This is a genomic window from Bradyrhizobium sp. USDA 4011 (genome assembly GCF_054063415.1).
This window is the reverse complement of the sequence record NZ_JBSSGG010000001.1, coordinates 7,179,748-7,199,207: the sequence shown is the minus strand read 5'-3', so window position 1 is coordinate 7,199,207 and position 19,460 is coordinate 7,179,748. Positions and strand designations below refer to the sequence as shown.

The 19,460-nt window shown below is 64.8% G+C and carries 15 protein-coding genes and 2 pseudogenes; 4 read left to right on the top strand and 13 right to left on the bottom strand.

Annotated features, from left to right (window positions below):
* The first annotated feature begins 7 nt into the window (after positions 1 to 7).
* A complete protein-coding gene (locus ACVW1C_RS33895; RefSeq protein WP_456761985.1) occupies positions 8 to 805 on the top strand; it encodes an IclR family transcriptional regulator in 798 nt (265 codons plus the stop codon).
* A gap of 637 nt (positions 806 to 1,442) precedes the next feature.
* Here the strand turns inward: ACVW1C_RS33895 and ahcY are convergent.
* From ahcY to ACVW1C_RS33880, 3 genes are all read right to left on the bottom strand, one after another.
* Complete coding sequence (gene ahcY / locus ACVW1C_RS33890) at positions 1,443 to 2,870, bottom strand: adenosylhomocysteinase (RefSeq protein ID WP_456761984.1); 1,428 nt, start codon at positions 2,868 to 2,870, stop codon at positions 1,443 to 1,445.
* Between the two features lie 201 nt (positions 2,871 to 3,071).
* A complete protein-coding gene (gene metK / locus ACVW1C_RS33885) occupies positions 3,072 to 4,268 on the bottom strand; it encodes a methionine adenosyltransferase (RefSeq protein WP_173637647.1) in 1,197 nt (398 codons plus the stop codon).
* A gap of 60 nt (positions 4,269 to 4,328) precedes the next feature.
* On the bottom strand, positions 4,329 to 5,684 hold the full coding sequence (locus ACVW1C_RS33880; RefSeq protein ID WP_456761983.1) for a hypothetical protein: 1,356 nt from the start codon (positions 5,682 to 5,684) through the stop codon (positions 4,329 to 4,331).
* Positions 5,685 to 5,868: 184 nt separating this feature from the next.
* On the opposite strand from ACVW1C_RS33880, the gene ACVW1C_RS33875 reads away from it, so the two are divergent.
* Positions 5,869 to 7,596 (top strand): caspase family protein, encoded by a 1,728-nt coding sequence (locus ACVW1C_RS33875; protein ID WP_456761982.1) that lies wholly within the window; start codon positions 5,869 to 5,871, stop codon positions 7,594 to 7,596.
* A 118-nt stretch (positions 7,597 to 7,714) separates the two neighbouring features.
* On the opposite strand, the pseudogene ACVW1C_RS33870 reads toward ACVW1C_RS33875, so the two are convergent.
* From ACVW1C_RS33870 to ACVW1C_RS33845, 6 genes and pseudogenes are all read right to left on the bottom strand, one after another.
* Positions 7,715 to 8,835, bottom strand: a pseudogene (locus ACVW1C_RS33870) (cobalamin-independent methionine synthase II family protein).
* A 19-nt stretch (positions 8,836 to 8,854) separates the two neighbouring features.
* Entirely contained in the window at positions 8,855 to 9,571 is a 717-nt protein-coding gene (locus ACVW1C_RS33865) for an ABC transporter ATP-binding protein (RefSeq protein ID WP_176530144.1), read from the bottom strand.
* Positions 9,564 to 10,316, bottom strand: a complete 753-nt coding sequence (locus ACVW1C_RS33860) for an ABC transporter ATP-binding protein (protein WP_456761981.1) — start codon at positions 10,314 to 10,316, stop codon at positions 9,564 to 9,566. Before ACVW1C_RS33860 ends, ACVW1C_RS33865 begins: the two co-directional genes overlap by 8 nt.
* Positions 10,313 to 11,341 carry a branched-chain amino acid ABC transporter permease gene (locus ACVW1C_RS33855; protein ID WP_456761980.1) on the bottom strand — a complete coding sequence of 343 codons (1,029 nt, stop codon included), beginning with the start codon at positions 11,339 to 11,341 and terminating at the stop codon, positions 10,313 to 10,315. The genes ACVW1C_RS33860 and ACVW1C_RS33855 overlap by 4 nt, the downstream gene beginning before the upstream one ends.
* A 7-nt stretch (positions 11,342 to 11,348) precedes the next feature.
* Positions 11,349 to 12,218: a branched-chain amino acid ABC transporter permease gene (locus tag ACVW1C_RS33850; RefSeq protein ID WP_173637654.1), complete on the bottom strand. Its 870-nt coding sequence runs from the start codon at positions 12,216 to 12,218 to the stop codon at positions 11,349 to 11,351.
* Positions 12,219 to 12,321: 103 nt separating this feature from the next.
* Complete coding sequence (locus tag ACVW1C_RS33845) at positions 12,322 to 13,503, bottom strand: ABC transporter substrate-binding protein (protein ID WP_456761979.1); 1,182 nt, start codon at positions 13,501 to 13,503, stop codon at positions 12,322 to 12,324.
* A 452-nt stretch (positions 13,504 to 13,955) separates the two neighbouring features.
* Between ACVW1C_RS33845 and ACVW1C_RS33840 the strand changes: the two genes are divergently transcribed.
* Positions 13,956 to 14,159 carry a hypothetical protein gene (locus tag ACVW1C_RS33840; protein WP_456761978.1) on the top strand — a complete coding sequence of 68 codons (204 nt, stop codon included), beginning with the start codon at positions 13,956 to 13,958 and terminating at the stop codon, positions 14,157 to 14,159.
* A 134-nt stretch (positions 14,160 to 14,293) separates the two neighbouring features.
* Here ACVW1C_RS33840 and purU read toward each other — a convergent pair whose 3' ends face one another.
* A complete protein-coding gene (gene purU / locus ACVW1C_RS33835; RefSeq protein ID WP_173637658.1) occupies positions 14,294 to 15,157 on the bottom strand; it encodes a formyltetrahydrofolate deformylase in 864 nt (287 codons plus the stop codon).
* 135 nt (positions 15,158 to 15,292) lie between these two features.
* On the opposite strand from purU, the gene ACVW1C_RS33830 reads away from it, so the two are divergent.
* Positions 15,293 to 16,135 (top strand): uroporphyrinogen-III synthase, encoded by an 843-nt coding sequence (locus ACVW1C_RS33830; RefSeq protein ID WP_456761977.1) that lies wholly within the window; start codon positions 15,293 to 15,295, stop codon positions 16,133 to 16,135.
* A gap of 112 nt (positions 16,136 to 16,247) precedes the next feature.
* On the opposite strand, the gene fcl is transcribed toward ACVW1C_RS33830, so the two are convergent.
* From fcl to ACVW1C_RS33815, 3 genes and pseudogenes are all read right to left on the bottom strand, one after another.
* Positions 16,248 to 17,204: a GDP-L-fucose synthase gene (gene fcl / locus ACVW1C_RS33825; RefSeq protein WP_456761976.1), complete on the bottom strand. Its 957-nt coding sequence runs from the start codon at positions 17,202 to 17,204 to the stop codon at positions 16,248 to 16,250.
* Complete coding sequence (gmd, locus tag ACVW1C_RS33820) at positions 17,185 to 18,285, bottom strand: GDP-mannose 4,6-dehydratase (RefSeq protein WP_456761975.1); 1,101 nt, start codon at positions 18,283 to 18,285, stop codon at positions 17,185 to 17,187. The genes fcl and gmd overlap by 20 nt, the downstream gene beginning before the upstream one ends.
* Positions 18,286 to 18,428: 143 nt before the next feature.
* Positions 18,429 to 19,105, bottom strand: a pseudogene (locus ACVW1C_RS33815) (Crp/Fnr family transcriptional regulator).
* Between the last annotated feature and the right edge of the window lie 355 nt (positions 19,106 to 19,460).

Genomic DNA, 19,460 nt, shown 5'->3' with positions numbered 1-19,460 from the left:
GGGCGACATGACGAGAGAAAGCCGCGGCATACAGTCGATCGAGGTCGGCGGAGAGTTGCTCCGCGCGCTCGCCCGCAGCGGCGAGCCGATGATGCTGCGCGATCTCGCCCGCGAGGCCGGCATGCCGCCGGCCAAGGCGCATCCCTATCTCGTGAGTTTTTCCCGCATCGGCCTGATCGAGCAGGACGAGGCCACCGGCCGTTATGAGATCGGGGCGCTGGCGCTCGAGCTCGGGCTGATCAGCCTGCGCCGACAGTCCGCGGTACGAATCGCGACGCCGCGGATCGCCGCGCTCGCCGACAGCATCAACCATGCGGTGTCGCTGTCGGTGTGGGGCACCCACGGCGCGACCGTGGTGCGGCTGGAGGAGCCGAGCCATCCCGTGCATATCGCGATGCGCGTCGGATCGGTGGTGGCATTGCTCGAGACCGCGACCGGCCGCGCCTTCGCCGCCTTCATGCCGCCGAACGCCGTCAAGACGGCGCTCGAGAGCGGCCTCGACCGCCTCGGCGTCGGCTACAATCCGAAGCGTGAGACCATCAACGCGAACACCACCGAGATGCTTGCCGAGGTTCAGAGCCGCGGGCTCGCGCGCGCGATCGGCGATCCCCTCCCCGGTGTCAACGCGTTCGCCGCCCCGGTGTTCGATCACGCCGGCCACGTCGCTTTGGTCATCACGGCGATGGGACCCGAGGGCACCTTCGACGCCAGCTGGGACAGCGCGATCGCAGCCGCGCTGCGTGACTGCGCGAGCGACATCTCGCGGCAGCTCGGGCACGGCACGGTGCGGGCATCGGGGCGATAGTGAGCCCACCCCGACGTCATTCCGGGGCGAGCGAAGCGAGAGCCCGGAATCCATCGAGCCACGCGTCTTGCGGTTGAATGGATTCCCGGCTCTGTCCTTTGGGCTGCCCCGGAATGACGAAGAGAAGTGCGACAGAACAGCCCGACGGGCACGCCCCCTGCTCACGGAGAGGGCGGAACAAGATGCAAGGCTCGGACAATTCGTGTCGCGAGAAGGCGAGGCTGCGTCCCCACTCACACTGTCGTCGCCCGGCTCGACCGGGCGATCCAGTACGCCGCGGCTCCTCAATTCAAGCACAGACGTCTCTGGAATACTGGATCACCCGCATGCGCGGGTGATGACACCGAACAGCTGTTTGACACTTGAATCCATCCGCGTCGTCCCGGGCAAGCGAAGCGCGACCCGGGACCCATAACCACCGATGGCGGTCGTTGCGCGACCCCGGGGCCCCAGCTCGCGTCAACAACACAATCCAGTGGTATTGGTCCCTGCTTTCGCAGGGACGACGATGGTGGGCTTGGCGACGTCAGAGAGACATCCCGCAAGGACGACAGCCAATCTGCCACCCACACCACCTCAGCAAAAAGCCCCGGACGATGCCGGGGCTCTTCACGTGATCGATGGCTGCGACTGCAGATCAGTAGCGGTAGTGATCCGACTTGTACGGACCTTCCTGCTTGACGCCGATGTAGTCGGCCTGGTCCTTGCGCAGTTCGGTCAGCTTGACGCCGATCTTGGCGAGGTGCAGGCGCGCGACCTTCTCGTCGAGCGTCTTCGGCAGCACGTAGACCTTCTTGGCGTACTTGCCGTCCTTGTTGTTGGCGAACAGCTCGATCTGGGCCAGCGTCTGGTTGGTGAACGAGGCCGACATCACGAAGGACGGATGGCCCATCGCGTTGCCGAGGTTCACGAGGCGTCCTTCCGACAGCATGATGATACGGTGCTTGTCGGGGAATTCGATCTCGTCGACCTGCGGCTTGATGTTGGTCCACTTCAGATTGCGCAGCGAAGCGATCTGAATCTCGTTGTCGAAGTGACCGATGTTGCAGACGATGGCGCGATCCTTCATCGCGCGCATGTGCTCGATGGTGATGATGTCCTTGTTGCCGGTGGCGGTGACGAAGATGTCGGCGCGCGGCGCCGCGTCTTCCATGGTCACGACCTCGTAACCTTCCATCGCCGCCTGCAGCGCGCAGATCGGATCGACTTCGGAGACCATGACGCGGCAGCCGGCCTGACGCAGCGAGGCGGCCGAGCCCTTGCCGACGTCGCCGAAGCCCGCGACCATCGCGACCTTGCCCGACAGCATCACGTCGGTGCCGCGGCGGATGCCGTCGACCAGCGACTCGCGGCAGCCATAGAGGTTGTCGAACTTCGACTTGGTGACGCTGTCGTTGACGTTGATCGCCGGGAACAGCAGCGTGCCTTTGTTGGCCATCTCGTACAGGCGATGCACGCCCGTGGTGGTCTCTTCCGACACGCCCCTGATGTTCTTGGCGATCTCGGCGAAGTAGCCCTTCGGCTTCTCCTTCAGCAGGCGCTTGACCAGCGCGTAGAAGATCTCTTCTTCCTCGGAGGTCGGCTTGTCGAGGAACGCGGTGTCGCCCTGCTCGGCACGATAACCGGCGTGCACCAGCATGGTGGCGTCGCCGCCGTCATCGAGGATCATGTTCGGCGTGCCGCCGCCATGCCAGTCGAACAGCTTGGCGGTGTAGTCCCAATACTCGGTCAGCGTCTCGCCCTTCACGGCGAACACCGGAATACCGGCGGCGGCGATCGCGGCGGCGGCGTGATCCTGGGTCGAATAGATGTTGCAGGAGACCCAGCGGATGTCGGCGCCGAGCGCGGCGAGCGTCTCGATCAGCACGGCGGTCTGGATCGTCATGTGCAGCGAGCCCGCGATGCGCGCGCCCTTCAGCGGCTGCTTGGGGCCGAACTCCTCGCGGGTGGCCATCAGGCCGGGCATCTCGGTCTCGGCCAGCGAGATCTCCTTGCGGCCGAAATCGGCGAGCGCAATGTCCTTGACGATGTAGTCGGTGAAGCCGGGCTTCGTGGGGGCGTTCATGTGGTTTTCCTGGTCGGTGTGTTCAGCGTGTCAGTAACAAAGCGAGCCAACCGCCCTGCGGCGCGGCCTACTCCCTCTCCCCGTTCTTACGGGGAGAGGGTTGGGGTGAGGGGCTCCATCCGCGCACTGAATTCGCGGAGACTCCCCCTCACCCGCCACTTCGTGGCGACCTCTCCCCGCAAGCGGGGCGAGGCAAGAGCGTCAGAGCGCGCGCTTCAGCTGCTCGACGAGATCGGTCTTCTCCCAGGAGAAGCCGCCCTCATTGTCGGGCGTGCGGCCGAAATGGCCGTAGGCCGAGGTGCGCGCGTAGATCGGACGGTTGAGATCGAGATGGGTGCGGATGCCGCGCGGCGTCAGATCCATCGCCTTGGCCGCCGCCTTCTCGAGCTCGTCCTCCGACACCTTACCGGTGCCGTGGGTGTCGATGTAGATCGACAGCGGACGGGCCACGCCGATCGCGTAGGCGAGCTGCAGCGTGCAGCGGTCGGCGAGACCGGCCGCGACGATGTTCTTGGCGACGTAGCGCGCGGCATAGGCGGCCGAGCGGTCGACCTTGGTCGGATCCTTGCCGGAGAACGCACCGCCGCCATGTGGGGCCGCGCCGCCATAGGTGTCGACGATGATCTTGCGGCCGGTCAGGCCGGAGTCGCCGTCGGGACCGCCGATGAAGAACTTGCCAGTCGGATTGATGTGCCAGATCGTCTTGCCGTTGATCCACTCCTTCGGCAGCGCCTCGCGCACATAGGGCTCGACGATGTCGCGGATCTGGCTGGACGAGAGGTCCTCGACCAGATGCTGGTGCGACACCACGATCTCGCGGACGCCGACCGGCTTGCCGTTCTCGTACTGCACGGTGACCTGGCTCTTGGAGTCCGGACCGAGCACCTTCTCCTTGCCGGAGTGGCGCGCTTCTGAGATCAGCCGCAGGATCTTGTGGGCGTAGAAGATCGGCGCCGGCATCAGGTCCGGCGTCTCGTTGGTGGCGTAACCGAACATGATGCCCTGGTCGCCGGCACCTTCTTCCTTGACCTCGCCCGGCTGCAGCGCGTCGACGCCCTGCGCGATGTCGGCCGACTGCGGATGCAGCAGGATCTCGATATCGCAGGTCTTCCAGTGGAAGCCGTCCTGCTCGTAGCCGATGTCCTTGATCGCAGAGCGAACCACGCCCTCGATCTGCTCGTTGGTGACCGAAGCCGGCCCGCGGGTCTCGCCGGCGATCACCACCTTGTTGGTGGTCGCGAGCGTTTCGCACGCCGCGCGGATCTGCCACGGGTCGATGCCCGCCTTCGGTCCCTCGCGATAGAACAGATCGACGATCTCATCCGAGATGCGATCGCAGACCTTGTCCGGATGGCCTTCCGAGACCGACTCGCTGGTGAAGAGATAAGACGCGCGCATCAAGCAAACCCCTTGTTTCGTCGAAGTCCGACGTTGGTTGGTGAATATGTCCCCGGAATGTCAGTCTCGTCGCCGCGAGATGACGTAGGATTCGTCGTAAAACCACAGCCCGTTGTGTTTGCGGAGAACCTCGCGTGTGGCCTCGAGAGCTCGTCCGTTTTCGGTCGTTTCAGTCAACCGCTCATCTTCGATCTGCGCGACATACACTGCTGCGTTCCACGCGGCGAAGGCGGTCGAGGTTCCGATCGAGCCGGTCACCTCGTTAGGCAGCGCTTCCATATCATATCGGAAGATCGAACGGTTATCGGCGTAGGCGTTGAAGTTCAGCTCGCGGCCGGCCGAGCCCAACTCGTATTTCACCGCGCGCAGTATCTCATGACGGCTGACGGCGAAAGGATTTTCTCCGGGCCAGACCGATTGAATGATTTCAAGTCCGGGATCGCTTCCGTGGGAGTGGATTCCTATCAGCCGTCCGCCGCCGCGCAGCGCGCGGGCCAGCGGCGCGATGATCCGCTTGGCGCGGAAATTCACCGAGGATTTGGCGCGATAGGGCTGCGAGGCGATCACCAGGTCGAAATTGGCCTCGGTCCGGCCGGCGCGGGGAATGATGGAATCGAGCAGGAAACGGTGGTCGTCCCGGTACAGCACCAGCGCCACCGGCCGCTCGTAGATCGGCATCGCATTGCCGGGGCTGAGGTTGGCCCGCCAGTTCTGCTCCAGAAATGGACCGAGTTCGGCGATCTGGGCCTCGAATTCGCCGGAGGAAGCGCCCCGCAGGGCCACCTCGTGCCAGATCATGCCGGCCGCCGCCGCGGAGTTCTTGGGCGTCAGCCAGGGCGCCTCGGCGTAATACATGTTGGTGAACACGAAGACGCTGGCCGGGTGCTCGAACAGGCGGTCGGGGACCTTGTCGAGGGTGAGGCGGACGTCCTCCAGGCTCAGTTCCTTGCCGGCGACATAGAACGGCATATGTGGGAAGCGGCCATGCATGGCACGCAGGACCCTGGCCAACACGGTGCCGTCGCCCATGCCGGCGTCGAACACCCGCAGCGCCGGCGGCCGCGGGTGGATCGCGGCCAATTCGAGCGCAACCCGGTCGGCGATCACCCGCTTCTCGCTGCAGGTGTGCACGAACAGCAGATAGCGCTGCCGGTTCTCGAAAAAGCGAAAATTACCCCTCGGATCGCGCTTTTCCGGCGGCACCACCAGCCCGCGCGGCGGCGCCACGCCGCCCGGCGTCGAGGTCGCGATGAACGCATTGATGCGGTCGAGCGTATCGATGGTGATGCGCTTGCCCTCGCGCAGCCGGTGCACCAGCTTGCCGTCGTTGACGGCACGGCGGCCGAACGTCGTCTCCGCCATGTCGGAGTGACGGCAGAAATCCGTGATCTGACTGAGGATTTCGTCGTTCTTCATGGTGCCTGGAGTGGGCAGCGCCCAGTGGGACAAAAGTGGGCAGAGATAGTGAGCGGCGAGGTCTTATCACCATTTTCCCACCAGTTGAACCCCCCTCCACGGCAGATCACCAATCAGTCATGGATAGCCTCCTGGACCGCCTTGCTGCCGCCAACCACCGTGACGGCCCTACCCCGGATGACCGATGCGCCGACTGCTCCTGATCCCCTGCCTGCTCGCGGCCATCCTGTGGTCGGTGCCCTGCCTCGCCCAGGCGCGCTCCCAGCTCGGACCGCTCTGCACGACCGACACCACGCCGGCCGACCAGATGATCGACGCCTGCACCAAGATCATCGCGTTGAAGGTGTTTTCCGGCGAGAAGCTCGCGACGATCTATTTCTGGCGCGCGGTGGGCTGGAACAAAAAAGGCAACTACGCGCAAGTGATCGCTGACGCCACCGAGGCGCTGCGCCTGAAGCCGGGCACTGCCGTCTACAATCTGCGCGGCTCGGCCTATTACGACAAGGGCGAGTACGACATCGCGATCGCCGACTTCAACGACGCGCTGCGCATGGGGCCGCCGAGCGGCATCATCTTTCACAACCGTGGCAACGCCTATCGCGGCAAGGGCGACTACGCCAAGGCGATCGCCGACTACGACTCCGCGATCAAGGCCGGTCCGAAGTCGGCGTTCTCCTATCAGAACCGCGGCGCCTCAAAGCAGGCGCTCGGCGATCTCGACGGCGCGCTCGCCGACATCAACGAGGCCGTCAGGATCGACCCGTCGCTGCCGCAGCCGCTGATCAGCCGCGCCGTGATCTGGCGCGCCAAGGGCGACATCGCGCGCGCGATCGCGGATACCTCAGAAGCGATCCGGCTCGCGAAGGCGAAAGCGCCCGTCAACATCATGACGCCGCCCGGCAGCGTGCTGATCTCGGCCTACACCCAGCGCGGCCTCGCCTACGAGGCGAAGGGCGATGCAGCGCACGCCAAGGAGGACTACGCCGCGGTGCTCGAGGGCCAGGCCTCCGACGCCGGCAGCAAGGCCAACCAGGCCACCGCCAAGGTGCGGCTCGCGCTGCTGAAGGAGGCCGACGCGGCGCCGCGCAAGACCACGGCGGCGCCTGCCGCCGAGAACAGCCCCGCGCCCGCACCGCCGGCGCCCGCGGCAGCAGTTCCGGCCGCACCCGCGGCACGCGTGCAGGCCGCGGCAACCGGCCGGCGCGTCGCGCTGGTGATCGGCAACGGCGCCTATGCGCATGTGAAGGCGCTGCCCAATCCGCCCAACGACGCGCGTGCCATCGCCAGGAGCCTGCGCGACATCGGCTTCACCGTTTCAGAGGGGCTCGATCTCGATCGCGACGCGATGCAGAAGACGATCCACGATTTCCTGCGCGAGGCGGCGCGGTCGCAGATCGCCGTGGTCTACTACGCCGGTCATGGCGTGCAGGTCGACGGCCGCAACTACCTCGTGCCGGTCGACATCGAGTTCAAGCCGGGCGGCCGCATGACCGACGCGATGGTCGACATGGATACCATCATGGCCGGCCTCGACGATCAGATCCGCACCAACATCCTGATCCTCGATGCCTGCCGGAACAATCCAATGGCGCCGCAAGTGGCATCCGCAGGCCCGAGCCGCGGCATCGAGGCCGGCTCCGGCCTTGCCGCGCCGGCTTCGCTCGGATCGGGGTCGACGCTCGGCGCCGGCACGCTGATCGCGTTTGCAACCGCGCCGGGCCAGGTCGCGCTCGACGGCGAAGGCGCCAACAGCCCGTTCTCGGCGGCGCTGTCGCGCCATGTCGGCACGCCCGGCCTCGAGGTGCAGCAGATGCTGACGCGGGTCCGCGCCGAGGTCGTCGCCGCGACCAAGGGCAAACAGGTGCCGTGGTCGAACTCCTCGCTGCTCGGCGAGTATCTGGCGGAGCAGTGAAACGTTGCCCTCTCCCTGTCATTGCGAGCGAAGCGAAGCAATCCGTGCCCCCACATAAGTAACGATGGATTGCTTCGTCGCTATCGCTCCTCGCAATGACGCGAGGAAACATCGGATGTTATTTCCCCCACACCTCGTCAGCGACCTCGACCGCGAGCCTGAGCTTGGCCCACTGCTCTTCCTCGGAGAGGATGTTGCCCTCCTCGGTCGAGGCGAAGCCGCATTGCGGGGACAATGCGAGCTGCTCGATCGGCGCGAACTTCGATGCCTCCTCCAGCCGCCGCTTGATATCGTCCTTCTTCTCGAGTTCGCCGAACTTCGAGGTGATGACGCCGACCACCACCACCTTGTTGCCCTTGGGCAGGAAGCGCAGCGGCTCGAAGCCGCCGGCACGATCGGAATCATATTCGAGGAAGTAACCGTCGTAATTAGTGCCGGCCAGCATGGTCTCGGCGACCGGCTCGTAGCCCCCGGAGGAAATCCAGGTCGACCGGAAATTGCCGCGGCAGACATGCGTCGTGATCACCATGTCTGACGGACGATCGGCGATCGCGTAGTTGATGACGCGCGCATAGATCTCCTGCAGGCCATCCGGATTGTCGCCGCGGTCGCGCGACTTCTGCAATTCCTCCTGCGAGCACAGATAGGCCCACACCGTGTCGTCGAATTGCAGGTAACGGCAACCGGCGTCGTAGAACGCCTTCACCGCCTTGCGATAGGTCTTGCCGAGGTCCTGGTAGAACTCCTCGAGATCGGGATAGACCTCCTTCGAGATCAGCTTGCGGCCGCCGCGGAAGTGCAGCACCGCCGGCGACGGGATCGTCATCTTCGGCACAACATGCGCCTGGTCGGCGTACTTCTTCAGGAACCTGAAGTGATCGAGCATCGGGTGATGATCGGAAAAATCGAGCTTGCCGATCACCCGCGGATGGCGTCGTGCCGGGTCTGCACGCCCGCGAACTGGATACCCATGTCGGGGTGGAACAGCTCGCAGCCGGTGAGGTGGCTGAGGAAATCGAAGTGCCACCAGGAGCGGCGGAACTCGCCGTCGGTCGCAAGCTTCAGGCCGACCGAGGCCTGCTTGTGCACGACCTTCTCGATCTCCATGTCCTCGATCTTGCGCAGCTCGTCGGCCGAGATCTCGCCCTTCTCCAGCCTGGCGCGCGCTTCCTTGATCTTCGGCGGACGCAACAGGCTGCCGACTTCGTCGGCGCGGAACGGTGGCTTGGTTCGTTGCATGGTCAACTCCCTGAGGGCGTCAGTGTTTTTTGGTCCCGGCGACGCCGAGATGGCGCTCGAGGACGGAGGGATCGGCCTTCAGCGCGCTGCTTGCGGCATCGTGCACGATCGTCCCGCGTTCCAATATCACAACGCGATCGGCGAGCCCGAGAATCTTTTGTGCATTCTGCTCGACGATGATCGAGCAGATGCCTCCGGAGCGTGTGATGGTTCCGATCGCCTTTAACAATTCCTCAACGATGATCGGCGCGAGGCCCTCGGTCGGCTCGTCGAGCAGCAGCACTTTCGGATTTAGCGTCAGCGCGCGGCCGATTGCCAGCATCTGCTGCTCGCCGCCGGACAGCTGGTTGCCGAAATTGCCGCGCCGCTCCTTCAGCCGCGGAAACATCTCGTACACCCGCTCGACCGTCCACGGACCGGGCTGCGCCACCGCGGTCATATTCTCTTCCACCGTCAGCGAGCGGAAGATGTTGCGCTCCTGCGGCACCCAGCCGATCCCGGCACGGGCGCGCTGGTCCGGCCGCAGTGCCGTGATGTCGTGGCCCGCGAGCGCGACGCTGCCACTGAGGCGCCTGACGATGCCGACGATCGAATTGATCAGCGTGGTCTTGCCGGTACCGTTGCGGCCGAGCAGCGCCAGCACCTGGCCCTCGGCAAGCGCCAGTGACATGTCGGGGAGCACCACCGCCTCGCCATATCCGGCGCGCAAGCCCTTGATGGAAAGCAGGTCAGACATCGGCCGCCTCGCCAAGATAGACCGCCCTCACCTGCGGATCGCGCGCGACCTCGTCGGGCGCGCCCTCGGTGAGCAGCCCGCCATTGACCAGCACCGAGATGCGGTCGGCGAAGGAGAACACGAGATCCATGTCGTGCTCGATCAGCAGCACGGTGACGTCGCGCGGCAATGCTGCGACCGCCGCCAGGATATCGTGGCGCTCGCTCTCGGGCACGCCGGCCGCGGGCTCGTCGAGCAGCAGCACCCGCGGCTTGGCGGCGATCGCGACCGCGATCTCGAGCAGGCGCTGCTTGCCGTAGGGCAATGTCGAGGTGAGCTCGGTCATCACGTCGAGCAGATGGAAGCGTGACAGGATCTCGGCGATCTCGGCGTTGACGTCGCTTCGCGTCCCCATCCGCCGCCACCAGTCGCCGCCGCGCCCCATCCGTTCGGAGACCGCAAGCCCGATGGTTTCGAGCAGGGTCAGGTCGGGATAGAGCTGGTTGATCTGGAAGGTACGCGACAGCCCGCGGAGCACCCGCTTGTGCACGGAGAGGCCGGTGATGTCGCTGCCCTCGAGCAGGATTTGTCCGCGGTTCGGGGTCAGCACACCGGTCAGCTGATTGATGACGGTGGTCTTGCCGGCGCCGTTCGGTCCGATCAGCGCATGGCGGGCGCCCTGCATCACCTTCAGCGAGAGGTCGCGGGTGACGCGAAGACCGCCGAAGGATTTCTCGAGGCCGCGGGTTTCGAGCGCGATAGTCATGACGGGTCACTCTCCGGCACGGCGGCGGCCTTGCGGCCGGCGAACTGGCCGATGATCAGGTTCGGCACGAACAGCGCCCAGCGGTGGATCCGTGCGCGGCCGACCATCACGATCACGACCAGCACGAGGCCGATCCAGAACAGCCAGTATTGCGGGGTGATGCTCTGAAACAGCTCCTGCAGCATTTTGAACACGACCGCGCCGATCAGCCCGCCATAAAGATAGCCGGTGCCACCGATCACCAGCACCAGCATCAAATCGGCGGAGCGTTCGAAGGAAAACACGTCGAGCGAGGCCAGCGCCGTGGTCTGGGTGAACAGCGCGCCGGCGATCCCGGCATAGAAGGCGGCAAGCGTATAAACCGCGATCAGGCGGCGGTTGACCGGTATGCCGATTGCGGCCGCGCGCAGCGGATTGTTCCTGATCGCGCGCAGCGACAGGCCGAACGGCGAATGCACCACGCGACGGGCAAACAGGAACAGGACGAACAGCACGATCAGCGAGTAGAAAAATCCGGTCTTGCCGAACATGTCGAAGGCAAACAGCCCGAGGATCGGCTGCATCTCGATACCCTGCAAACCGTCGGTGCCGCCGGTGATGTCAGAGAAGCGCTCGGCGAGCGCTTCCAGCAGCAGCGCGATGCCGAGCGTCACCATCAGCCGCGTCAGGTCGACGCCGCGAATGACGAGGAAGCTGGTCAGGAAGCCGAGCACCGCCGCAACGAGACCGGCGGCGACCAGCGCGATGACGGGCTCGTTGATGATGCCGTGCAGCGCCAGCAAGCCGGCCGAATAGGCGCCGACGCCGAAGAATGCCGCATGGCCGAGCGAGACGATGCCGGCATAGCCGAGGATCAGGTCGAGCGACAGCGCGAATAGGCCGAGCCGCACGATGTCGGTCATGATCAGATAGCGCGACGGGAACAGGAAGGCGCAGCCGAGCGCCAGGACCCAGAAGGCGACCTCGCTGATCCGCCAGCGCGCGCTGGCCATCGCGTGAGTGGAGACGTCGGACAGCGCGGTCATGACCGTCTCACCGCGCCGCGGTGCGGCCGAACAGGCCGTTCGGGCGCCAGAGCAGGATCACGATCATGACCGTGTAGATCACGAAGGGGCCGACCTTGGGCACGTAATATTTGCCGGCGACATCCGCTATGCCGAGCAGCAGCGATGCCAGGAACGGTCCGGTGATCGAGGAAGAGCCGCCGACGGTCACCACGATCAGGAAGTAGATCATGAACTTCAGGGGGAAGTACGGATCGAGCCCGAGGATTTCCGCGCTTAGCGCACCGCCGAGGCCGGCGAGGCCGCAGCCGAAGGCGAAGGTGAAGGCGAACACCTGCGGCACGTTGATGCCGAGCCCGATCGCGGCGCGCGGATCGTCGACCGCGGCGCGCAGGCGGCTGCCGAACCGCGTCTTCGCGAGGATCAGCTGCAGCGCCAGCGTGAGCAGGCCGCAGATCACGACGATCATCAGCCGGTAACGCCCGATGCCGACGCCGAACAGATCGATCTGGCCTTCCAGCGCCGCCGGCAATTTGATGAAGACCCGCGACGATCCCATGATGTAGTCGACCGCCGCCACCGACATGAACACCAAACCGATCGAGAACAGCACCTGATCGAGGTGACTGCGGGCATAGAGATGGCGGTACAGCGTGCGCTCCAGCGCGACGCCGATCACAGCACTGCCGACAAAGGCGAGCGGCAGGCCCGCGAAGAACGGCCAGCCGGAATTGTTGACCAGCACGGCGCAGATATAGCCGCCGGCCATCGCGAAGGCGCCATGCGCGAGGTTGACGAAGTTCATCAGCCCGAGCGTCACCGCAAGCCCGCAGGCAAGCACGAACAGCAGCATGCCGTAGGCGACGCCGTCGAACAAATTGGTGAGGATTGAGGCCATGAAGTCAGCTTAAGCGAGAGGGCGCAAACGACACCACGTCAACAGGATCGTCATGGCCGGGCTGGTCCCGGCCACAACGTGCAGCGAACGGAGCTTTCGCGCGTCACTTCTTGGTCTTGCCGGAATCCTTGACGGCCTCGAAGGTCGCGAACTCGACATTATAGAGCTCGCCGTCGACCTTCTCGACCTTGCGGATATAGATGTTCTGCACGATGTCGCGGGTTTCCGGATCGATCGAGATCGGGCCGCGCGGGCTCTCCCACTTCATGCCCTTCATCGCCTCGATCAGCTTGTCGCCATCGGTCGCACCATTGGTCTTCTTCAGCGCCTCGTAGATCAGATGGATGCCGTCATAGCCGCTGACCGCCATGAAGCCCGGACGGTTGCCGAACGCCTTCTTGTAGGCGGCGACGAAATCCTTGTTCATCGCGGAGGGATGCGCCGCCGAATAGAGATGCGCCGTCACCGCGCCGAGCGCGGCATCGCCCATGTTGTTGAGCAGGTCGTCGTCCATCACGTCGCCCGGTCCGATCACCCTGATGCCGCTCTTGTCGAGCCCGCGCTCGGCATATTGCTTCATGAAGTTGCCGCCCTGCCCGGCCGGCACGAACACGAACATCGCGTCGGGCTTGGCATCCTTCATGCGTTGCAGGAACGGCGCGAAGTCGGGATTGGCAAGCGGGACCTTGACCTCTTCCACGATCTCGCCGCCGCCGGCGGTGAAGTGCTGCTTGAAGAAGGTCAGCGCGTCGTTGCCCGGCGCGTAGTCGGAGGTCAGCGTCGCGACCTTCTTGATGCCGTTCTTGACCGCCCAGTCGCCGATGATGGTGGAGGACTGCGCCAGCGTGAAGCTGGTGCGCACGATGTAGGGCGAACGCTCGGTGATGATCGAGGTGCCGGCGGCCATCACGACTTCCGGGATCTTAGCTTGCGTCGCCAGCGGCGCCGCGGCCAGCGCCGCGGGCGTCACGCCGAAGCCGGCGATGAAATTGACCTTGTCGTTGACGATCAGTTCCTGCGCGAGCCGCTTGGTGTTGTCGGGCACCGCGGCGTCGTCCTTCAGGATGATCTCGATCTTCTTGCCGGCGACGGTGTCGCCCTTCTGCTGCATGTAGAGCTTGATGGCGTTATCGATCTGCTTGCCGGTCGAGGCCTGGCCGCCGGTCATCGGCAGGATCAGGCCAATCTTGACGGCGTCGTCCGCCCACGCCGGCACGCTGGCGCACAAACCCGGAAGCACGGCCGAAGCGGCGCCCCACAGCAACATCTTGCGACGATTGAACATCGACATCCTCCCCCTTCCGATCTTCTTCGAGCCGAGTCCCCGGCCTTGCCCTAGCTTAACCCAAGCGTGTCGCGGCGAGGCCGCAAACGCGACAAGGCGTCTCGAAGCGTCCTGTTGTCAATCGGACGATGGACGTGTGTCGCGCGCGACGCGATCGGGTCCAAACGTGGCGACCAGTATCAGGATACCAAAATCCACCCCGCCAAACTCAATGCCCGGCGCGAACCGACCTCGCAGATCGGTTGCCTTCGCAAGCTCGCTTCATTTGTACGGCCGTACAAATGAAGCGGCAATGTCAACAAACAAGCACAATTGCAGCCGAACGCTCGCCGGCGATCATCATCCATAAAGACCAGGGCTCTATCCTGCCTCGAATGCCAATCTTCACGCGTCCCACCCCTGTCCTGACGGCCCTCGCGCTCGCGGCCTGCGCGCTCGGGGGATGCAGTTCCATGAACCAGAAGCTCTCGGCCGGAATGGCCGACACCATTCCGGCCTGGGCCGGCGGCTTGCCCGCAGACGCGCCGCCGCGGCCGGGGACGCCCGAGTACGAGAAGTTCATGCAGGAGCGCGAACGCAAGCGCCTGATGCCTGCGGCCGAGCGCGGCGACGACGCCAAGCCGGCAACGCCGGCGCAGAACAACGCCGCCCACTGAGGCTGCGGCTGGACCGCAGAGCGTGCATCGCGCTGCGCCGGGCCGAGCACAATAGTCAGCCCAGCCGGAGCCATCCTCGCCGAGGATTTCGCCACGCTAGCCAAAACTCCACTATGCGGACGGTGAACCGCGGATCAGTCGACGAACACCACGGTCTTGCGCCCGTTGAGGATGACGCGGTCGGCGAGATGATAGCGGATCGCCCGCGCCAGCACGCGGCGCTCGATGTCGCGGCCCTTGCGTACGAGATCCTCGGGCGTGTCGCGATGGCTGATGCGCTCGACGTCCTGGTCGATGATCGGCCCCTCGTCGAGATCGCTGGTGACGTAATGCGCGGTGGCGCCGATCAGCTTGACGCCGCGCTCATGCGCCTGGTGGTAGGGCTTGGCGCCCTTGAAGCCCGGCAGGAAGGAATGATGGATGTTGATGCAACGGCCCGACAGTCGCGCCGACATCTCGTCCGACAGAATCTGCATGTAACGGGCGAGCACCACGAGGTCGGTATTGGTGTCCTGGGCGAGCTTCCAGACCGCGTCTTCCTGCTGCCGCTTGGTCTCTTTGGTCACCGGCAGGTGATGGAACGGGATATCGCCGAAATCGAGCGAACCGTAGCTCTCGCGCGGATGATTGGAGACGATAGCGGTCGGGATCATCTCGAGCTCGCCGGTGCGCCAGCGATAGAGGATGTCGACCAGGCAATGATCGGACTTCGACACCAGCAGCATCACCCGGCGGCGGCTGGCGCGATCACGCATCTGCCATTCCATGCCGAAGCGTTCGGCAATCGCGGCAAAGCCGGTCTGCAGCGCCGGCAGCCCGACCGCGAGATCGGCCGCGGTGAACACCACGCGCATGAAAAACTTGCCGGTCTCGATGTCGTCGAACTGCTGGGCGTCCAGAATGTTCTGGCCGTTATGCGCCAGGAACGTCGAGACCGCGGAGACGATCCCGGGGCGATCCGGACAGGACAGGGTCAGAACGAATTGATGGTCGGGCATGCCAATTGACCAAAGCTTGAGCAGATGTGTGGAACGTTCATTTTCGGCCTCCGTCTACACCGCAGGCAGCCTTGCGCCAATCCCGGCGCGGGGGTCAAATCGAACAAATGACGACAATGTTTGTTAGGGACCATCATGGCTGACCGGCTGAACGGCTACCGCATCCTGATCCTCGAGACGCGCGAGGAGGCGCAGTTTTCCCGCCTGCTCGCCGAGCAGGGCGCCGACGTGCTGCAATGCCCGATGTTCACCATCCACGATGCGCCGGACCCGGCGCCGATCGAGGCCTGGATTCGCCGCGCCATCGAGCGGCCGCTCGACGATCTCGTGCTGATGACCGGCGAAGGCCTGCGCAGGCTGATGAAGGTGGTGCGCCGGATCGGGGTCGAGGCGGAGTTTGTCACGGGCCTCCGCAAGACGCGCAAATTCGCCCGCGGCCCCAAGCCCGGCCGCGCGCTGCGCGAGATCGGACTGGAGCCGCAAATGACGACGGAGAAGCCGACCTCGGAAGGCGTCGCCGAGATGCTGTCGCAGCTCGACCTGAGCGGCCATCGGCTCGGCCTGCAGCTCTATCCGGACAAGGACCACGCCACCCTGATCGGCGCCATCAAGGCGCAGGGCGCCGAGGTCGATACGGTGCTGCCTTATGTCTACGATGCGCAAGCCGCCGACGCCAACATCGTGACCGCGATCGAGGAAATGGCGCAAGGCCGCATCGATGCGATCGCGCTGACCAGTTCGGGTCAGGTTCGACGCCTGATCGAGGTGGCGCAGGCGCATCGGTGCGAGGCGCAATTGCGCGAGGGCCTGAAGCAGACCCCGATCGCCTCCGTCGGGCCCGTGGTGTCGGACGAATTGAAGACCTACGGCCTATCCACCGACATCTACCCGGCGAACGATGCGTTCTTTATGAAGCCGCTGATCTCGGCGATGGCGACGGCGCTGGCGAAAGCTCCGCCACGGGCGGCAGCCAGGTGATGGCCAAAAGCGTCATTGCGAGGAGCGAAGCGACGAAGCAATCCATTTCTCCGCAGCGGCGTGATGGATTGCTTCGCTGCTCTCGCAATGACGGCGTGGAAGCAGTCGAATTCTATTCCGCCGCCTGCTTGGTCTCGTTCAGATAGGCCTGGTAGGCGAGCTTGATGCCATCCTCGAGTGAGGTCGTGGCGCGCCAGCCAAGCTTGGCGAGCCGGCTGACGTCGAGCAGCTTGCGCGGCGTGCCGTCGGGACGCGAGGTGTCGAAGCTGATCTCACCGCGGTAGCCGACCGTGGCTGCAACGACGCGGGCGAATTCGGCGATGGTGATATCTTCGCCGGTGCCGATATTGACCAGCTCCGGCGAGGAATAGGTCTTCATCAGGTGGATACAGGCGTCGGCGAGATCGTCGACATAGAGGAATTCGCGGCGCGGCGTGCCGGTGCCCCACACCACGACGCTGCCGGCACCCGAGACCTTGGCCTCGTGGAAGCGGCGGATCAGCGCGGCGACGACGTGGCTGTATTCGGGATGATAATTGTCGCCGGGACCGTAGAGATTGGTCGGCATCACGCTGATGAAATCGGCGCCGTACTGGCTGCGATAGGCCTCGGCCATCTTGATGCCGGCGATCTTGGCGATAGCATAGGGCTCGTTGGTCGGCTCCAGCGGGCCGGTCAGCATCGAATCCTCGCGCAACGGCTGCGGCGCGAGGCGCGGATAGATGCAGGACGAGCCGAAGAACATCAGCTTCTTGCACCCATTGGCATGGGCCGCCTGGATCACGTTGGTCGAGATCGCCAGATTGTCGTAGAGGAATTCGGCGCGCAGCGTGTTGTTAGCGACGATGCCGCCCACCTTGGCGGCGGCGAGGAACACCGCCTGCGGCCGCTTTGCGGCAAACCAGGCATTGACCGCGGCCTGGTCGCGCAAATCGACCTCGCCGCGCGACACGGTCAGCAGATCGGCCTGTTCGCGCGCCAGCCGGCGGATCAGCGCCGAGCCGACCATGCCGCGATGGCCGGCAACGAAGACCGTCTTGTCTTTCAGTTCAAACGCCGTGCTTGTCATTGGCCGCATCCTGCCTGGCCTCGACGAGATCGCTGGCGACCATTTCCTTCACCAGCTGCGCGAACGGCGTCTTCGGCGCCCAGCCGAGCTTGGCGCGCGCCTTGCTGGCGTCGCCGATCAGAAGGTCGACCTCGGTCGGCCGGAAATAGGCCGGGTCGATCTGAACCAGGGTGTTGCCGGACGCCTTGTCGATGCCGACCTCCTCGACGCCCTTGCCGCGCCATTCGATACTGCGGCCGACCTCCGCAAAGGCCAGCTCGACGAATTCGCGGACCGAGCGCGTCTCGCCGGTCGCGAGCACGAAGTCGCCGGGCTCGTCCGCCAGCAGGATCTTGTGCATGCCCTCGACATAGTCGCGGGCGTGGCCCCAATCGCGCTTGGCATCGAGATTGCCGAGATAGAGCTTGGCCTCCAGACCGACCTCGATGCGGGCGACGGCGCGGGTGATCTTGCGCGTCACGAAGGTCTCGCCGCGGATCGGGCTCTCGTGGTTGAACAGGATGCCGTTGCTGGCGAAAATGCCGTAGGCCTCGCGGTAGTTCACGGTGATCCAGTAGCCGTAGAGCTTGGCGACGCCATAGGGCGAACGCGGATAGAACGGCGTGGTCTCCTTCTGCGGCACCTCCTGCACGAGCCCGTAAAGCTCCGAGGTCGAGGCCTGGTAGAACCGGGTCGTCTTTTCCATGCCGAGGATGCGGATCGCCTCCAGCAGGCGCAGCACGCCGATGGCGTCGGCGTTGGCGGTGTATTCCGGGCTCTCGAAACTGACCTGGACGTGGCTCTGGGCGGCGAGGTTGTAGATCTCGGTCGGCCGGATCTGCTGCATCAGGCGGATCAGATTGGTCGAATCCGTCATGTCGCCGTAGTGCATCAGGAACGGCACATTGCCGGCATGCGGGTCCTGGTAGAGATGGTCGACCCGCGCCGTGTTGAACGAGGACGAGCGGCGCTTGATCCCGTGCACGGTATAGCCGAGGCCGAGCAGATATTCGGCGAGGTACGCGCCGTCCTGCCCGGTGACGCCGGTAATCAGCGCAACGCGCCGCTCTGAGTCCTGAGCCGCCGAATCCTTAACCGCCATGTCATCTCCAGAGAGCGCGAAAACCGCGCGGTCCCGACGAGGCCGGTCTGTAGCATCCGGCCTGCTTCAAGTCTAATGGCTTAATCGTTTGGAATCAGGACTTTAGAGCCTCGAAAAGTGGCGTCGTTCGGCCCCGGGGCCGGTCACTCCCCGTAGTGGCGTAGGCGGTCGAGCTCGATGATCGTCACCCCGCCATATTCGAGCCGCAGCAGGCCCTCGCGCTCGAGCCGTTTCAGGCACTGGTTGGCGTTCTGCCGGGAGATACCCGACAGCGCCCCGATCTCTTCCTGGGTAATCTCCAGGTGCAAGGTCAGCTCGGGGTAGAGAATCGGGTTGAACAGCGAGGCGATCGAGCGCGCCAGCCGCGCGGTGGCGTCCAGCGTGCGGCCATATTCGAGCAGCGCGATGAATTGACCGAGCCGCTCGTTGAGCTGTCCCACCAGGAAACGGTTGAAGCCGACGCTGTTCTCGAACAGCCAGACGAAGGTCCGGCGATCCATCATCGCGAGGCGCGTGTCGCGCAGCGCGACCACGTCGTAGCGCCGCAGCTCGTTCTTGAGCACGGTGCCCTCGCCGAACCAGGCGCCGGCGGTGAGGCCCGCGAAGCTCGCGGCCTTGCCGCCGCGCGAGACGATGCCCATCCGCGCCAGCCCGGTGACGATGCCGGTCCAGTACTGGAAATTGTCGCCGCGCATGAAGATGAATTCGTTGGCGCGGTAGGACTTCTCGGAAATGCCGCGGCGCGCGCGATCTCGATCTCTTGCTCGCTCAGTTCGCGCGACCAGGCCGCGATGCGCTTGAGGTAATCAGCAGCAATCATTCTGGCGACGGCATCCCACCCCAAGATACTGACACGATATTGCACCGCAGCAACGCCGTGCGCGAAGCCAGGAGCCCGCTTCCTGCAATGCCAGCGAAAATTCCTGACCAATTGTCGGGCACATGACAATTCAACCTATCGCTTTCTCGTATTCAGAGCCACCTCGCCTAACGCCGCGTGCAGCGCCTTGATGAATCGCTGACCGCGGACGACGCGAGAGACGGGCTTGCAGGCGGGTGCGGCGTTACCGCGCATGACGCAGGCGGTCGGGGCGAGCGATGCTCCCGAACGCCGGCCTCATTAGTCGGATGGTCTCCCTCCGGCGGCCCATGTAAGATCGAAGTCAGATCGAAGC

Coding starts and splice junctions, on each gene's coding strand:
- ACVW1C_RS33850 (WP_173637654.1), bottom strand. CDS start 12,218: ATGGCCTCAATCCTCACCAATTTGTTCGACGGCGTCGCCTACGGCATG.
- ACVW1C_RS33830 (WP_456761977.1), top strand. CDS start 15,293: ATGGCTGACCGGCTGAACGGCTACCGCATCCTGATCCTCGAGACGCGC.
- purU (WP_173637658.1), bottom strand. CDS start 15,157: ATGCCCGACCATCAATTCGTTCTGACCCTGTCCTGTCCGGATCGCCCC.
- ACVW1C_RS33845 (WP_456761979.1), bottom strand. CDS start 13,503: ATGTTCAATCGTCGCAAGATGTTGCTGTGGGGCGCCGCTTCGGCCGTG.
- fcl (WP_456761976.1), bottom strand. CDS start 17,204: ATGACAAGCACGGCGTTTGAACTGAAAGACAAGACGGTCTTCGTTGCC.
- ACVW1C_RS33875 (WP_456761982.1), top strand. CDS start 5,869: ATGCGCCGACTGCTCCTGATCCCCTGCCTGCTCGCGGCCATCCTGTGG.
- metK (WP_173637647.1), bottom strand. CDS start 4,268: ATGCGCGCGTCTTATCTCTTCACCAGCGAGTCGGTCTCGGAAGGCCAT.
- gmd (WP_456761975.1), bottom strand. CDS start 18,285: ATGGCGGTTAAGGATTCGGCGGCTCAGGACTCAGAGCGGCGCGTTGCG.
- ACVW1C_RS33860 (WP_456761981.1), bottom strand. CDS start 10,316: ATGACTATCGCGCTCGAAACCCGCGGCCTCGAGAAATCCTTCGGCGGT.
- ACVW1C_RS33840 (WP_456761978.1), top strand. CDS start 13,956: ATGAACCAGAAGCTCTCGGCCGGAATGGCCGACACCATTCCGGCCTGG.
- ACVW1C_RS33865 (WP_176530144.1), bottom strand. CDS start 9,571: ATGTCTGACCTGCTTTCCATCAAGGGCTTGCGCGCCGGATATGGCGAG.
- ACVW1C_RS33895 (WP_456761985.1), top strand. CDS start 8: ATGACGAGAGAAAGCCGCGGCATACAGTCGATCGAGGTCGGCGGAGAG.
- ACVW1C_RS33880 (WP_456761983.1), bottom strand. CDS start 5,684: ATGAAGAACGACGAAATCCTCAGTCAGATCACGGATTTCTGCCGTCAC.
- ACVW1C_RS33855 (WP_456761980.1), bottom strand. CDS start 11,341: ATGACCGCGCTGTCCGACGTCTCCACTCACGCGATGGCCAGCGCGCGC.
- ahcY (WP_456761984.1), bottom strand. CDS start 2,870: ATGAACGCCCCCACGAAGCCCGGCTTCACCGACTACATCGTCAAGGAC.